Consider the following 15,036-nt stretch of genomic DNA (forward strand, 5'->3'; position numbering starts at 1 on the left):
ATGGAACACCCCGATGTCAAGGGCGCGCGGCACACATCCGTGAAGTTTCGGGGGTGCGCGAAAGGGGCGAAGAGAGACGTTCGTTACGAGCTGCGGACCGCTCTCCGGAGGCGCGTCACGGGCGGCTTCGGAAATCTGTCGCAAACGCGACCGGCCGGGCCCGAAAGTCTCAAGGCCCGGCCGGTCGCGTGGTGTTGACGCGCCGTGTTGACGAATCAGCCCAGCAGCGTGCTGAGCTCGACGGACTCCAGGCCGTGCGCCTCGGCGACCTCGGCGTGGACGACCTTGCCGTCGTGGGTGTTGAGGCCCTTGGCCAGCGCGGCGTCGCGGCGCAGCGCCTCGACCCAGCCGTTGTTGGCCAGCGAGATGATGTAGGGCAGCGTCGCGTTGGTCAGCGCGTAGGTGGAGGTGTTCGGCACCGCGCCCGGCATGTTGGCGACGCAGTAGAAGACCGAGTCGTGGACCTGGAAGGTCGGCTCGGCGTGGGTGGTCGGCTTCGAGTCCTCGAAGCAGCCGCCCTGGTCGATCGCGATGTCGACAAGGACACTTCCGGGCTTCATCTTGGCGACGAGCTCGTTGGTGACCAGCTTCGGGGCCTTGGCGCCCGGGATGAGGACCGCGCCGACGACGAGGTCGGCCTCGACGACGGCCTTCTCCAGCTCGAAGGCGTTGGAGACGACGGTCTGCACCTTGGTGCCGAAGATCTTGTCGGCCTCGCGGAGCTTGTTGATGTCCTTGTCGAGCAGCGTGACGTGGAAGCCGAGGCCCACGGCGATCTGCACGGCGTTCCAGCCGGAGACGCCGCCGCCGATGACGACGGCCTTGCCCGCGTGGACGCCGGGGACGCCGCCGGGCAGCACGCCGCGGCCGCCGGCCTGGCGCATCAGGTGGTACGCGCCGACCTGCGGGGCGATGCGGCCCGCGACCTCGGACATCGGGGCGAGCAGCGGCAGCTGGCGGTTGGCGGTCTCGACGGTCTCGTACGCGATCGCGGTGGTGCCGGACTCCAGCAGCGCGTCCGTGCACTCCTTGGACGCGGCCAGGTGCAGGTAGGTGAAGAGCGTCTGGTCCTTGCGGAGGCGGTGGTACTCCTCGGCGATCGGCTCCTTGACCTTCAGCAGCAGGTCGGCGGTGGCCCACACCTCGTCGGCGGTGTCGAGGATGTTCGCGCCGGCGCCGAGGTACTCCTCGTCGGTGATGGAGGAGCCGAGACCGGCACCCTTCTCCACGTAGACCTGGTGGCCGTTGCGGACGAGCTCGTGGACACCGGCGGGCGTGATCGCCACCCGGAACTCGTTGTTCTTGACCTCGCGGGGGATGCCGACCTTCACGTCGATCACGGTCCTTGAAAGAGAGCTTGCAGAGAAATATCCGCACATACAGACGCATGACGGATGTGACCGCGAGAGCCGCGGCTCTGCCAGTCTATTGAAGGAGCTCTCGTTGTCTAGCCTTGCAAAGCAATTTCTTCAGCGCGAACCGCCACCGATTTCGTAGGTCAAGCGGGGTGATCTGCCAGAAGTCGCTCCCCCAGGCCCCGGTGCAGCCTTGCCGCCGCAGGGTCGCCGAGCCGCTCGAAGGTGTCCGCAATCCGCAGCTGCAGCGCCGCCTCCAGCCGCCCGTCCGACGCCTTCCTGGCCAGCTCCAGCGCCTCGAAGCAGCTCCGCAGCGCCTGCTCGGGCCGCCCCGCGTACTCCTGCACCCGCGCCGTCTCCCCCATCGCCCGCGCCGGCCCCACGGGGTCACCGGCCCTGCGGTACGCCCCGTACGCGGCGCGCCACTCCCGGAGCGCCTCGGCCCAGCGCCCCGCCTGCGTGTGCACCGTGCCGAGCCGGCCGTGCAGCCGGGCGGCCTCGGCCGTGTGGCCGCGGGAGAGCCGCAGCTCCAGCGCCCGCCCGTACCAGTCGGCGGCCCGCTGCCAGTCGCGCAGCTCGGCGTAGGTGGCGCCCAGCGACTCCAGCGCGCGGCCGGTCGCGACCGCGTCCTTCACCGCACGGGCCGACTCCAGCGCGCCGCGGTACCGGCCCAGCGCCTTCTCCGCCCGGCCGGCCTGCGCGTCCAGGTCGCCGAGGTTCAGCAGCGCGGCGGCCTTCTCGCGGGCCAGGCCGCGCCGCTCGGCGACCTCCAGCACCAGGCCGTGCAGCCCGTACAGGTCGGGCGCCGCCGCCTCGGCGGTCTCGTGGGCGAGCAGCGCCCGCACCAGCGCGGCCATCAGCCGCCGGTCCAGAGTGTCCAGCTCGCCGTCCGCGACGGCGATCCGGGCGCAGTCCAGCAGGGCCGGGCGGCGGGTGCGCAGCCAGGCCGCGGCCTCGGGGACGGACCCGAAGCGCAGCGACCGCGGCAGCCCGGCGGTCCGCTCGCGGGCCGGGGACCCGACGGGCTCCCCCATCGCCCGGCAGGACAGCAGCTGGCGTACGGTCCGCTCCAGCATCCGGGCCCGGGCGAGCTGGATCTCGGCCGGGCGCTCATGGCATTGCAGCTGGCCGCGGAGCAGCGGTACGAGGCAGCCGGGCACCCGGTACTGCGGCGGGAGCGCGGCCAGCGGGTCGGGCCCGTCCGCGGCGGCCTCCTCGCCTCGGGCCGCGCCCTCCGGCACCACCGGTCGGAGCGCTCCCATGGCCGCGAAGTCCCGCAGGGTCGATTCAGCGGCCTCGACCGAGCAGCCGGCCAGCGCGGACGCCGTGTGCGCGTCGACGAGGCCGGCCGGGGCGAGCGAGAGCAGCCGCAGTATGCGGGCAGCGGGCGGCGGCAGCGACTCGTACACCAGCCGGAAGGCGCGGGCCAGCGGCCGGGGCACGGGGGCGGCGTCCTCCTCGCCGGGCGGCAGCAGGAACAGCGTCCGCAGCAGGTCGGAGAGGGAGGACTTGGGGTGGGCCGCGAGCCAGCCGCCGGCCAGGAGCAGGGCGGCGGGCTGGCCGCCGCAGTCCTGGACGACCTGTTCGGCGGTGCGCGGGTCGACGGTGATGCGGACGCTGCCCGCGTACCGGGTCAGGATCTCCACCCCGGCCGCGGTGTCCAGGCCGCCGAGCGTGCAGGGCCGTACGTCCGTGATGCCGGTCAGCGGCCCTTCGGAGACGGCGAGCACCAGACAGTCCGGGGCGTCCGGCAGCAGCGGCTCGACCTGTTCGGGCCCGGTCGCGTCGTCCAGCAGGAGCAGCGCGCGCCGGTCGGCGAGGGCGCCGCGCAGCGCCTCGGTCAGCTCGTCCTCGTCCGCGCCGGCCGGTACCCGCTCGCCCAGCTGGGTGAGCAGGTCACGGGCGACGGACGCGGTGGGCACGGGCCGGCCGTCGATGGTGCTCAGCCAGGACCGCAGCACGCCGTCCGGGTAGTCGCCGGCCAGCTGCCTGGCCAGCTCTCCCGCGAGGGCGCTGCGGCCGGAGCCGGGCCGCCCGGCGATCAGCAGTACCCGGCTGCGGGCGCCCTTGCGGCCGGAGAGGGTGTCCAGTCCGGCGCGCTCGATGTCGCTGCGCAGGGCGGCCAGTTCGCGGCGTCGGCCGGTGAAGGCGGGGGCGGGCGGGGCGGGCGCCGCCGGTACGCCGGCCCGGCCGGCTCCTCTTCGGCCGGCCCCCGACGCCGTCACCGACCGTCCGGTGTCCACCGCCTGCTCCGCCACGGGCCACGCTCCCGTTCACTTGCGCGCGTACGAGCCGGCCGCCTGTACGGCCGGGATTCGTCGAGCGTAGTTCACGGGAGCCCTGGAGCACGGCGGACATACCGCGTTAATCCGACAAAAATGGGAGACAAGATTCCGCTAAGGTCCCGGGGTTCTCCCGGGGACCTTCCGTCACACGGGGAACGGGCCGGTCATCACGCCTGGAACGGGCGGGCCGGCCAGGGGGCCTCGGCCGGGCGCAGCGCGTCCAGACCGTCACCCGACTGCGCGGCCAGCAGCGACAGCACGCCGACGACCAGGCAGTTGTTGTGCAGCTCGCCCGCCAGCACGCCGCGCGCGAGATCGGCGACCGGCACCCGCGCCAGCTCCATGTCGGCCTCTTCCTCCTCGACCTCGAAGCGCTCGCCCTCCGCCTCGGACAGGTCACGGGCCAGGAAGATCCGCACGGCCTCGTCGCAGCCGCCGGGCGTGGTGTAGACGTCGGTCAGCACCCGCCAGTCCTCCGCCTTGACGTGCGCCTCCTCGTACAGCTCGCGCTGGGCGGCGTGGAGGGGGTTCTCGCCGGGCACGTCCAGCAGGCCCGCCGGGATCTCCCAGAGCTTGTGCCGTACCGGGTGGCGGTACTGGCGCAGCACCAGGACCCGGCCCTCGTCGTCCAGGGCCAGTACGGCCACCGAGCCCGGGTGGACCTGGTAGTCCCGCTTCACCGTCGACCCGTCCGGCATGACGACCTCGTCCGTGCGGACGCTGGTCTTCTTACCGGTGAACGGGGTCGCCGTCGCGGTGATCCGCCACTCCTCGGGGGTGTCCTTGATGGCCATGCGATCCTCCCAAACAAGCAGAAACCGGGGTACGGGCCGCAAAGCCCGCACCCCGGTAACCGTATCGGTCGGCCGGAACCTTACTTACCGGCGGCCTTGCCGGTCTTCCGCTCGACGGCGGCCTTCACCAGGCCCGCGAAGAGCGGGTGCGGCCGGGTCGGGCGGGAGCGCAGCTCCGGGTGCGCCTGGGTGGCGACCAGGTAGGGGTGCACCTCGCGCGGGTACTCGACGTACTCGACCAGCTTGTTGTCCGGGGAGGTGCCGGAGAACAGCAGGCCCGCCTTCTTCTCCAGCTCGCTCCGGTAGGAGTTGTTGACCTCGTAGCGGTGGCGGTGACGCTCCTCGACGTACTGCTCGTTGCCGTAGACCTCGCGGACGATGGAGCCCTCGGCGAGCTTGGCCGGGTACATGCCCAGCCGCATCGTGCCGCCCATGTCGCCCTCACCGGCGACGATGTCCAGCTGCTCGGCCATGGTGGAGATGACCGGATCGGCGGCGGCCGGGTCGAACTCGGTGGAGTTCGCGCCCTTGATGCCGGCCAGGCTGCGCGCCGCCTCGATGACGACGCACTGCAGGCCCAGGCAGATACCCAGCAGCGGGACCTTGTTCTCGCGGGCGTAGGTGATGGCCTCCAGCTTGCCCTCCACGCCGCGCTCGCCGAAGCCGCCGGGGATCAGGATCGCGTCGCAGTCGCCGAGCTGCTGCTGGGCGCCGGCCGGGGTACGGCAGTCGTCGGAGGTGACCCACTTGATCTTCACGCGGGCGCGGTTGGCGAAGCCGCCGGCGCGCATGGCCTCGGAGACCGAGAGGTAGGCGTCGGGCAGGTCGATGTACTTGCCGACCAGCGCGATCTTGACCTCGTGGTTCGGGTTGTGGACGCGGTCCAGCAGGTCCTCCCACTGGGTCCAGTCCACGTCACGGAACGGCAGGTCCAGCTTGCGGACGACGTAGGCGTCCAGGCCCTCGGTGTGCAGCACCTTCGGGATGTCGTAGATCGACGGCGCGTCCTTGCAGGCCACGACCGCGGCCTCGTCCACGTCGCACATCAGCGAGATCTTGCGCTTGATGGAGACGGGCACCTCGCGGTCGGCGCGCAGCACGATCGCGTCGGGCTGGATGCCGATGTTGCGCAGCGCGGCGACGGAGTGCTGGGTCGGCTTGGTCTTCAGCTCACCGGAGGGGCCGATGTACGGGAGCAGCGAGATGTGGACGACGAAGACGTTGTCCCGGCCGACCTCGTGACGGACCTGGCGGACGGTCTCCAGGAACGGCAGCGACTCGATGTCGCCGACCGTGCCGCCGACCTCGGTGATGACGACGTCGACGTCGTCGGTCGCCATGCGGCGGATGCGGTGCTTGATCTCGTTGGTGATGTGCGGGATGACCTGCACGGTGTCGCCGAGGTACTCGCCGCGCCGCTCCTTGGCGATCACGGTGGAGTAGACCTGGCCGGTGGTGACGTTCGCGCTGCCGTCGAGGTCGACGTCCAGGAAGCGCTCGTAGTGGCCGATGTCCAGGTCGGTCTCGGCGCCGTCGTTGGTGACGAACACCTCGCCGTGCTGGAAGGGGTTCATCGTGCCGGGGTCGACGTTGAGGTACGGGTCGAGCTTCTGCATCGTGACCCGCAGGCCCCGCGCCTTGAGGAGCGCACCCAGGCTGGAGGCGGTGAGCCCCTTGCCGAGCGAGGACGCGACGCCCCCGGTGACGAAGATGTGCTTGGTCGTCGAAGATTTGGGCGGCATGGCCAAGAGGAAGCTCCCGTGGGTCGCGAGGTGAAAAGCGGAGCGGCGCGATCCCGGATTCCACGGGGTGCCGTCGCTGCGGTCGGGGGTGCCGGGTCTTTCTTCCGGCCCACCGGTCCACGGGGTACCAGGCTATCAGCGACGGAGCGTGGTCGCTCCCGCCCGCGCGGGGCGGAATGGATCGCTCCCCGTATCCGGGCCCCGACGTGACGGAGGCCACCCGTTCGGCCCAGTTCCGGTAAGCGGAGGGTCGCGCGGATCTTCCGCGCGCGTCGTATCCTGCTCGGACACTCGCATCGAGCCGTCCGGAACGGCATCACCCCCGCCCGGATACCGGACCAGCAGCTCGGCGGGGTTTTCAATGGGCAGGACGGAAGACCGACACGTCCCACGGGGGGCGTCACCCCAGTTCGAACGGGAGTTGTACGTGGCCGGGCGCATCGAGGACTACGCACTCATCGGCGACATGCAGACCGCCGCACTCGTCTGCCGGGACGGCACGGTCGACTGGCTGTGCCTCCCCCGGTTCGACTCGCCCGCGGTCTTCGCGGGCCTCCTCGGCACCGAGGAGCACGGCTTCTGGCGCCTGGGTCCGGCCGGCGAAGCGGAAGGCGAATCCCCCGCCTCCGACCGCCGTCGTTACCGCGGTGACTCGCTGATCCTGGAGTCGGAGTGGGACACCCCCGACGGCACCGTCCGGGTGATCGACTTCATGCCGCCGCGCGACGGCGCGCCGCAGCTGATCCGCATCGTGGAAGGCGTCAGCGGACAGGTGTCGATGCGCTCCTCGCTGCGGATGCGGTTCTCCTACGGCTGGGTGGTGCCCTGGGTGCACCAGGTCGACGGCCGGACGGCGGCGGTCGCGGGCCCTGACTCCGTGTGGTTCGACACCACGGCCGAGACCCACGGCGAGGACCTGACGACGTACTCCGACTTCACCGTCGCGGCGGGGCAGCGGATCACGTTCACGATGAGCTGGCAGCCCTCGCACCACGAGCAGCCGCCGCTGCCCGAGCCGGAGAACGCGCTCACCGCCACCGAGGACTTCTGGGGCGAGTGGGTCGCGCAGTGCACGTACCACGGCCCGTACCGGGACGCGGTGATCCGCTCGCTGATCACGCTGAAGGCGCTGACGTACGCGCCCACCGGCGGCATCGTCGCGGCCCCCACCACCTCCCTGCCCGAGGACATCGGCGGCTCCCGCAACTGGGACTACCGCTTCACCTGGCTCCGGGACGCGGCGATCACGCTCTCCTCTCTGCTGCGCACCGGCTACCGCGACGAGGCCCGCGCCTGGCGCGAGTGGCTGCTGCGCGCGGTGGCCGGCGACCCGGAGAACCTCCAGATCATGTACGGCATCGCGGGCGAGCGGGAGCTGGGCGAGAACGAGCTGACCTGGCTGCCGGGGTACGAGAACTCCCGGCCCGTCCGGGTCGGCAACGGCGCCGCCGACCAGCTCCAGCTGGACGTGTACGGCGAGGTCATCGAGGCGCTGCACCTCGCCCACATGACGGGCCTGGCCCGTAACGACTACGCCTCGCTGCTCCAGCTGAAGCTGATCGGCTGGGTGGAGAAGCACTGGAACGAGCCGGACGAGGGCATCTGGGAGGTCCGCGGGCCGCGCCGGCACTTCGTCCACTCCAAGGTCATGACCTGGGTGGCGGTGGACCGCACCATCAAGCTGATGGAGTCCGGCGACGTCGAGGGCCCGCTGGAGCGCTGGAAGGAGCTGCGCGACACGATCCACCGGGACGTGTGCGAGAAGGGCTACGACCCGGAGCGCAACACCTTCACCCAGTCCTACGGCTCCCAGGAGCTGGACGCCTCGCTGCTGCTCATCCCGCAGATGGGGTTCCTGCCGCCGGACGACAAGCGCGTCATCGGCACGATCGAGGCGATCCAGCGCGAGCTGGCCACGCCGGACGGCTTCATCATGCGCTACCCCACCTCCGCCGACGCCGAGGAGGCGAACGTGGACGGCCTGGAGGGCGACGAGGGCGCGTTCCTGGCCTGCTCGTTCTGGCTCGCCGACGACCTGGCGATGATCGGCCGGGTCGAGGAGGCCCGCAAGCTCTTCGAGAAGCTGCTGGCGCTCCGCAACGACCTGGGGCTGCTGGCCGAGGAGTGGGACTCCGAGTCCGGCCGCCAGGTGGGCAACTTCCCGCAGGCGTTCAGCCACGTCCCCCTGATCGACACGGCCCTCCGCCTGACGGCCAGCGGGGCGTACGGGGGCTGAGCAGCCCCCGTACGCCCGGCCGGGCTCCGGCGCCGCGGCTAGAACGGCGTCAGCGTCAGCGTGAAGCGGCTGGGCGCGCCGTCCTCGATGTACGAGGCGAAGCCGGCGACGTCGTCGAAGGCGAAGCCGTACGCCTTGCCGTCCTGGGCGGCGTCGTGCATCACCTTGGCGTAGTGGTTGGCGAGCTTCTGCTGGTAGAAGGCGGCGGGGTCGGTGGTGGGCTGCTCGGCGTGCGAGGTGAGGGTGGCCCGGTTGAGCGCGGCGCCGAGGATCGCGGCGACCGGGCCCGTCGTCCCGTCGTTGGGCGCGGCCAGGGTGCCGTCGCAGAAGAGCACGTCACGGGTGCTGGGCTTGCTGAAGGAAACGCTCGCCGGGCCGGTGAAGGAGAGCTTGTCCCCGGAGACCCGGCCGGTGAAGGTGCCCGCGTTGGTGGTGACCTTCAGGTCCTTGCCCGCGTACGCCGACCAGGCCTCGTCGATGGCCGGGGCGAAGTAGTCCTTGGCGAACCGGCCGCTGTCCAGGCCGTGGCCCGGGGCGATGACCCGCTTGTCGTCGACGACCAGGTCGCCGAAGCCCTCGATGCCGGCGAGGTCCGAGAAGATCTTCGCCCGGGCGCCGTCCTTCAGCAGGCCCGCCGTCTGGTCCTTGGCGCCGGTCAGCTTGATCGCCAGCGGCACGCTGAACATGTCGACCATCGTGGTGTTGCAGTACATCCCGCCGTCGTTGTACGTGAACTCCGCGCAGTCGTGCAGCACGCCGAAGTTGGGGTCGGAGTCCACCCAGCCGGCCGGGTAGGCGAGCGCGGCCTTGCCGTTGCCGTCCTCGACGGCCTTGAACTTCAGCTTGCCGCCGAGCGCGGTGTAGATCCGCCCGGACATCTTCGGCAGCGTCAGGGTGGTGGTGCCGCTCGCGGCGAGCGGTATCGCGTAGTCGGTGAATCCGTCCGAGCCGTTGTCGGAGACCGCGACCGGCTTCAGTTCGCCTTCGGGCGTGACGCGGACCTGCTGGGTGCCGTCGTTGCCGACGATGTAGACGTACACCGAGGAGTTCTGGAATTCCCCGGAGTTGTTGACGATCTCCAGGGGGAGGCCCGCGGCCTTGGCGCGGACCGGTGCGGGTGCTCCGACGGCCCGGCTCGCCAGGGTGAGACCGGCACCGGCGGCGGCACTCGCGGCGAGGCCGCCGAGCAGGGTACGACGGGTGATCATGCGTGGCTCCTTGCGGGTGGGGGGAGGGTGGTACGGGCCGTGTGTCACGGCTGCTGGACCGATACGGCAACGTTGTCGACGAGCATCGAGCCGCCCGGCTGCGTGGCGTCGGTGGGGGTCGCCCGGCCGGCCACGCCGTCGGGGGAAGCCGCCGCCCATGGCGAGGTTCAGCAGCAGGAAGTGGCCGTGGTGGGTGGCGTTCGCCCACGTGGTGGCGTCCATGTCGGACGAGGAGACGGTGTGGAACTGCTGCCCGTCGACGTACCACTTCAGCGACTCGGTGGCCGAGGTGCGGTCCAGTTCCAGCGCGTAGGTGTGGAAGCCGGCCTGACAGGCGCTGCCGGGGCACTCGCGGGAGTTGCCGAGCCCCTGCGTCTCGTTGCACGGGCCGCCGGGGTTCACCCCGCAGTGCAGCGTGGCCCAGACCTTGTTGGCGCCGTTGACGTTCTCCAGGATGTCGAACTCGCCGATGCCCGGCCAGTTCTGGTAATTGCCGCGGAAGTCGGCGCCCAGGGTCCAGAAGGCGGGCCAGTAGCCGAGGGCCGCGTCACCGGAGACGTCGGGCACCTTGATGCTCGCCTCGATGCGCAGCTTGCCGCCCTCGGGGGCCGCGAAGTCGGTGCGGCGGGTCTCGATCCGGCCGGACGTCCAGGTGCCGTTGCCGTCCTTCAACGCGGTGATCTTCAGATGGCCGGCGCCGTCGAGCTGGAGGTTCTCGGGGCGGTCGGTGTAGGTCTGCTTCTCACCGGTGCCCCAGTTGGGCGGGCCGCCGGGATAGCCGGTGCCCGTATCGGTGATCCAGTCGTCGGCGGACGGGGCGGAGCCCGCGGCGCCGTCGAATTCGGTGCTCCAGACCGTTTCGAACGCGGCCTCGGGCCGGTCGGCGACGGCCGGGACGGTCAGCGCCGTGGCCGTGGCGAGAGCGGCGGCCGCGGCGCAGAGCACCGCTCTCGTACGCCATCTCATGCTCATGACATATCTCCTCAGACAGGGTGGGGGAGGTGAGGAGTGCGGGGGGTATGCGTTGTGAGAGCGCTCTCATAACGTGTAGGGAACCATGCCGACTCGGAGCGGTACCGTCAAGCCTCCGCAGAAAAAGAGGAGTTCGAAGATGTCCGTGCCCGGCGGCTCCCGGCCGACCCTGGAGGCGGTGGCCTCCCTGGCCGGCGTCTCCCGCGCCACCGTCTCCCGCGTCGTCAACGGCGGCCCCGGCGTCCGCACCGAGATCCGCGAGCGGGTCCGGCAGGCCGTCGCCGAGCTGGGGTACGTACCGAACAGCGCGGCCCGCTCGCTCGTCACCCGGCGGACCGGGGCCGTCGCCGTGGTCATCGCCGAGCCGGAGACCCGGGTGTTCTCGGACCCGTTCTTCGCCCAGCAGCTGCGCGGCATCGGCCGCGAACTGGCCGCCGCCGACACCCAGTTGCTGCTGCTGATGGTGGAGGACGGCCAGGACCACGAGCGCATCGGCCGTTACCTTTCCGGCGGGCACGTGGACGGCGCGCTGATGTTCTCGCTGCACCGCGCCGACCCGCTGCCCGCGATGGCCGCCGCCTCGGGGCTGCCCACGGTCTTCGGCGGCCGCCCCGACTGGACGGACGACAGTCACTCCGGCACCCGGCCGCTGTACGTCGACACCGACAACCGCGACGGCGCCCGGCAGGCCGTACGCCATCTCCTCTCCCGCGGGCGCCGCCGCATCGCCGTCATCACAGGGCCGCTGGACCAGACCTCGGCCCAGGACCGGCTGGACGGCTACCGCGAGGCGCTGACCGGGCCGGACGCGCCGCCCGTCGACGAACGGCTGATCGCCGGCGGCGGCTTCACCGCGGAGGGCGGCGAGCGGGCGATGGCCACGCTGCTGGACGCCGTGCCGGACCTCGACGCCGTCTTCGCCTGCTCGGACCTGATGGCCACGGGCGCCCTGCGGACGCTGCGGGCCCGCGGCCGGCGGGTCCCGGAGGACGTCGCGGTGGTCGGCTACGACGATCTCGCCCCGGCGGCCTGGGCCGACCCGCCGCTGACCACCGTCCGCCAGGACGTGCAGGAGATGGGCCGGCTGATGGCCCGCCTCCTGCTGCGCCGGCTGGCCTCCGGCGACGAGGGCCTCTCCCCCGTCGTCACCCCCGCCACCCTCATCGTCCGCGACTCCGGCTAGCGCTACGTCACGTCACGTCGGCGATCACCTCGCGGGCCGCCCGCTCGCCCTCCGTGGCCCCGCCGTTCATGAACCCCTGGAAGTCGTACGAGGTGTGCTCGCCGCCGAGGTGCACATTCCCCTGCCGCACGCCCTCGTACCCCGCGTACCTGTGCAGATAGCCCACCGGCCAGTACGAGTACGCGCCCAGGGCGTACGGGTTGCGGTGCCAGGCGGAGAGCTGTGCCCGGCCGGTCCAGGCGGCCTTCGTGCCGGGGAAGAAGCGCTCGATGTCCGTCAGCCGGCGCTGCGCGAGATCCCGTACGTACGGGTCGGCCTCCGTGGCGAACGGCCCCGCCGGGGTCAGCGCGCGGGCGAGGCTGCCGCCGCCGTACTGGATGAGGATGCCGCCGGTGCCGGGCTGGGCCTTGGTGGTGTCCCAGGTCTGCTGCGCGTCCAGGTCGGTGAAGCAGTCACCGGCACTGACGCCCGGCCAGGGCCCGGTGCCGCGCCAGGGCCGGGCGCCGAACTGCATGTTGAGCTTGGTGCAGTACCCCATGCGGGCGTCGCGGAGCAGGTTGGTCATGCGGGTGTCGAAGCCGGCCCGGCTGAGGTCCAGGCGTTGCAGTACGGGCAGCGGGACGGTCAGGACGGTGTGGTCGGCGGTGACGGCGCGGGTGGTGCCGCGGTCGCTGAAGGTGAGGGTCTGGGTGCCGTCGGAGTTCCGCGCGACGGCCGTCAGCGACCAGCCCCTCCGCAGCGTCCCGGCGGGCAGCGCGGCCGCGATCGCCTTCGGGAGCTGATCGTTGCCGCCGGTGATGTGGTACCGCTCGTCGGACAGCCCCCAGACGTTGAAGCGGCCGGGATTGGGCTGGTAGCCCATGAGCAGCACGAGGGCGAGCGCGGACTGGTCGGTGGTGTCGGCGCCGTACTCGACGTTGTAGGCCACGTCGATGAACTGCCCGAGGCGCGAGGCGTAGCCGCCGGGCACCCGGGAGTCGATCCATTCCCGTATCGACATGTTGTCCAGGGCCGTGCCCTCGGGAGTCGTCCGGTTCCACATGACCTCCCCTGCCTGCTGGAGGTCGGTACGCAGCGCCTGGTAGACGCCCTTGAAGTCCTCGTCCGCCTGCGCGCGCGGGTAGTACGTGCCGTCGAACCAGAGGACTTCCTCGGCGCCGTTGGGGCCCGCGCCGAGGAAGTCCTCCAGGGGGAGGCCGAAGCGGCGGCAGAGTTCCTGCATCTTCTTGTGCTCGGTGTCGATCAGCTCGCCGCCGAGCTCGGAGCTCTGGCCGTACGCCCAGTGGTCGCGCTGGGTGAACATCCGGCCGCCGACCCGGTCGGGGTCGGCCTCGTACAGCGTGCAGGGCAGTCCGGCGTCCTGGAGGGTGAGCGCCGCGGTCAGTCCCGCGATGCCCGCGCCGACGACGGCGATCCGGGGCGTGGCGGCGGACCGCGGCGGGCGCACAGGCCCGGCGGCCGCGGCCGCGGTCGTGGCCGGGGTGGCGAGCGCGACGCCGAGTCCCAGCGCGCCCGCGCGCGCCAGGAGTTCGCGCCGGTCCAGCCCTCGTACGTCGGCGGCGGGCATCCGGAGTCTTCGTGCCGCCGCGTGCTCGGCGGCGAGTCTGCGCAGGGCGTGCATCGCGTGCGTACGGGCCATGGCCGGCCTCCTCAGAGTGTGGGTTTCTCCTCGTCGCGCTCGGCCGCGTCCTCCAGGACGATCCGGCCGATGATCTCGTACCGTGCGGGCTTGCGTGCCTTGAGATGGAGCGCCAGGCCGAGCCCTCCGAAGAAGACCAGGCCGACGATCCAGGGGATGAGCCGGAAGAAGAGCGAGCCCGCCGCGTCACCGGCCGCGGTCCGCATGTTGACCAGCAGCAGGACGACCACGGCGGTCATCCCGACGCCGCCGAGCAGCGGTGCCGTGAACGTACGGAACCAGTGCCGGTCCTCGGGGTGGTTCTTCCGGAAGTAGCCGATGACGGCGAAGGAGCAGAGGGTCTGGACGATCAGGATCGCCATCGTGCCGAGGATCGCGAGCAGCGTGTAGAGGTGGATGTAGGGGTCCTGGCCGGTCAGCCAGAAGGCGGCGACGAGCGCGGTGGCGAGGGCCGTCTGCACGTACGAGGCGAAGTACGGAGAGCCGTGCCGGGGGTGCGTACGGCCCAGGCCGCGGTGGAGGAATCCCTCGCGCCCGATGGCGTACAGATAGCGCGCGGCGCACTGGTGGAAGGCCATACCGCAGGCGAACGAGCCGGTGAGCAGCAGCCATTGGAAGGCGTCCACCGCCCAGCCGCCGAGGAAGGTGCGGGTGGGCGCGAAGAAGAGGTCCAGCGGGGTGCCGGAGGACGCGATCCGCACCGACTCGGCCAGCCCGTTCCCGGAGATCGTCATCCAGGACACGAAGATGTAGAACAGGCCGACGCCGATGACGGAGACGAGCGTGGCGCGCGGGATGACGCGCTTGGGGTCGCGGGACTCCTCGCCGTACATCGCGGTGGACTCGAAGCCGACCCAGGACCAGAAGGCGAAGAAGAGGCCGAGCCCGGCGGAGGTGCCGGTGAAGGCGTTGGCGGGGTCGACGGGCGCCGCGGGGATGCCGTCCGGGCCGCCGCCGGCGAGCAGTACGGCGACCGAGACGGCGAAGAGCACGGCGATCTCGGCGACGAGCATGATGCCCAGCGCCTTGGCCGTGAGATGGATGTCGAAGTGCGCGAGGACGGCGGTGACCGCGAGCATCGCGGCCGCGTACAGCGGCCAGGGCAGGTCGGCGCCGAGCTGGTCGGCGACGGTGGTCTTGGCGAAGTACGCGAAGACGCCGACGATCGATGCCTCGAAGACGATGTACGCGAGGACGGCGAGCATCCCGGAGGCCATGCCGGCGACCCGGCCCAGGCCGTGCGAGATGAAGCCGTAGAAGGCGCCGGCGGCGGTGATGCGGCGGGCCATGGCGACATAGCCGACGGAGAAGACGGTCAGCACGGCGGTGGCGAAGAGATAGCCGGCCGGGGCGCCGATGCCGTTGCCGGCGCCGACCGCGATCGGGAGGTTGCCGGTCATCGCGGTGATGGGCGCGGCGGTCGCGACCGCCATGAAGACGACGCCGACCAGGCCGACGGAGCCGGCCTTGAGCCGGTCGACGCCGTGGTCCCGGCCGTCCTGCGCCGGTACCGATGTTTCTGTACTGGACATGACACCCCTTGTTCCGGCCGGTACCCCGTGCACGCGGTCAGTGGAGGCGCCAGCCTGGCGGACTGTGACCGGCACCACAACTGACAACGG

General features: G+C 71.6%; 9 protein-coding genes and 1 pseudogene. 2 read left to right on the forward strand and 8 right to left on the reverse strand.

What is annotated here, in order from left to right:
- Positions 1 to 215: 215 nt before the first annotated feature.
- The 4 genes from ald to pyrG form a co-directional block, all read right to left on the reverse strand.
- Positions 216 to 1,331 (reverse strand): alanine dehydrogenase, encoded by a 1,116-nt coding sequence (ald, locus tag AAC944_RS09310; RefSeq protein WP_037773577.1) that lies wholly within the window; start codon positions 1,329 to 1,331, stop codon positions 216 to 218.
- A 167-nt stretch (positions 1,332 to 1,498) separates the two neighbouring features.
- Entirely contained in the window at positions 1,499 to 3,613 is a 2,115-nt protein-coding gene (locus AAC944_RS09315) for a tetratricopeptide repeat protein (RefSeq protein ID WP_030624504.1), read from the reverse strand.
- Between the two features lie 194 nt (positions 3,614 to 3,807).
- A complete protein-coding gene (locus tag AAC944_RS09320) occupies positions 3,808 to 4,434 on the reverse strand; it encodes an NUDIX domain-containing protein (RefSeq protein WP_030624501.1) in 627 nt (208 codons plus the stop codon).
- A gap of 80 nt (positions 4,435 to 4,514) precedes the next feature.
- On the reverse strand, positions 4,515 to 6,176 hold the full coding sequence (pyrG, locus tag AAC944_RS09325) for a CTP synthase (RefSeq protein WP_030624498.1): 1,662 nt from the start codon (positions 6,174 to 6,176) through the stop codon (positions 4,515 to 4,517).
- Positions 6,177 to 6,603: 427 nt separating this feature from the next.
- Between pyrG and AAC944_RS09330 the strand changes: the two genes are divergently transcribed.
- Positions 6,604 to 8,412, forward strand: a complete 1,809-nt coding sequence (locus tag AAC944_RS09330) for a glycoside hydrolase family 15 protein (protein ID WP_030624495.1) — start codon at positions 6,604 to 6,606, stop codon at positions 8,410 to 8,412.
- 38 nt (positions 8,413 to 8,450) lie between these two features.
- Here the strand turns inward: AAC944_RS09330 and AAC944_RS09335 are convergent, their stop codons facing one another.
- Both AAC944_RS09335 and AAC944_RS36585 read right to left on the reverse strand, forming a co-directional pair.
- Complete coding sequence (locus AAC944_RS09335; RefSeq protein ID WP_030624492.1) at positions 8,451 to 9,620, reverse strand: beta-1,3-glucanase family protein; 1,170 nt, start codon at positions 9,618 to 9,620, stop codon at positions 8,451 to 8,453.
- Positions 9,621 to 10,076: 456 nt separating this feature from the next.
- Positions 10,077 to 10,592, reverse strand: a pseudogene (locus tag AAC944_RS36585) (LamG domain-containing protein); the annotation flags it as partial.
- A 139-nt stretch (positions 10,593 to 10,731) separates the two neighbouring features.
- Here AAC944_RS36585 and AAC944_RS09345 point away from each other — a divergent pair.
- Positions 10,732 to 11,775: a LacI family DNA-binding transcriptional regulator gene (locus AAC944_RS09345; protein WP_030624486.1), complete on the forward strand. Its 1,044-nt coding sequence runs from the start codon at positions 10,732 to 10,734 to the stop codon at positions 11,773 to 11,775.
- Between the two features lie 7 nt (positions 11,776 to 11,782).
- On the opposite strand, the gene AAC944_RS09350 is transcribed toward AAC944_RS09345, so the two are convergent.
- Both AAC944_RS09350 and AAC944_RS09355 read right to left on the reverse strand, forming a co-directional pair.
- A complete protein-coding gene (locus tag AAC944_RS09350) occupies positions 11,783 to 13,414 on the reverse strand; it encodes a flavin monoamine oxidase family protein (protein WP_030624483.1) in 1,632 nt (543 codons plus the stop codon).
- An 11-nt stretch (positions 13,415 to 13,425) separates the two neighbouring features.
- Positions 13,426 to 14,946 (reverse strand): APC family permease, encoded by a 1,521-nt coding sequence (locus AAC944_RS09355; protein WP_030624480.1) that lies wholly within the window; start codon positions 14,944 to 14,946, stop codon positions 13,426 to 13,428.
- Positions 14,947 to 15,036 lie beyond the last annotated feature (90 nt).

This window comes from Streptomyces sclerotialus (assembly GCF_040907265.1).
GTDB classification, from domain to species: domain Bacteria; phylum Actinomycetota; class Actinomycetes; order Streptomycetales; family Streptomycetaceae; genus Streptomyces; species Streptomyces sclerotialus.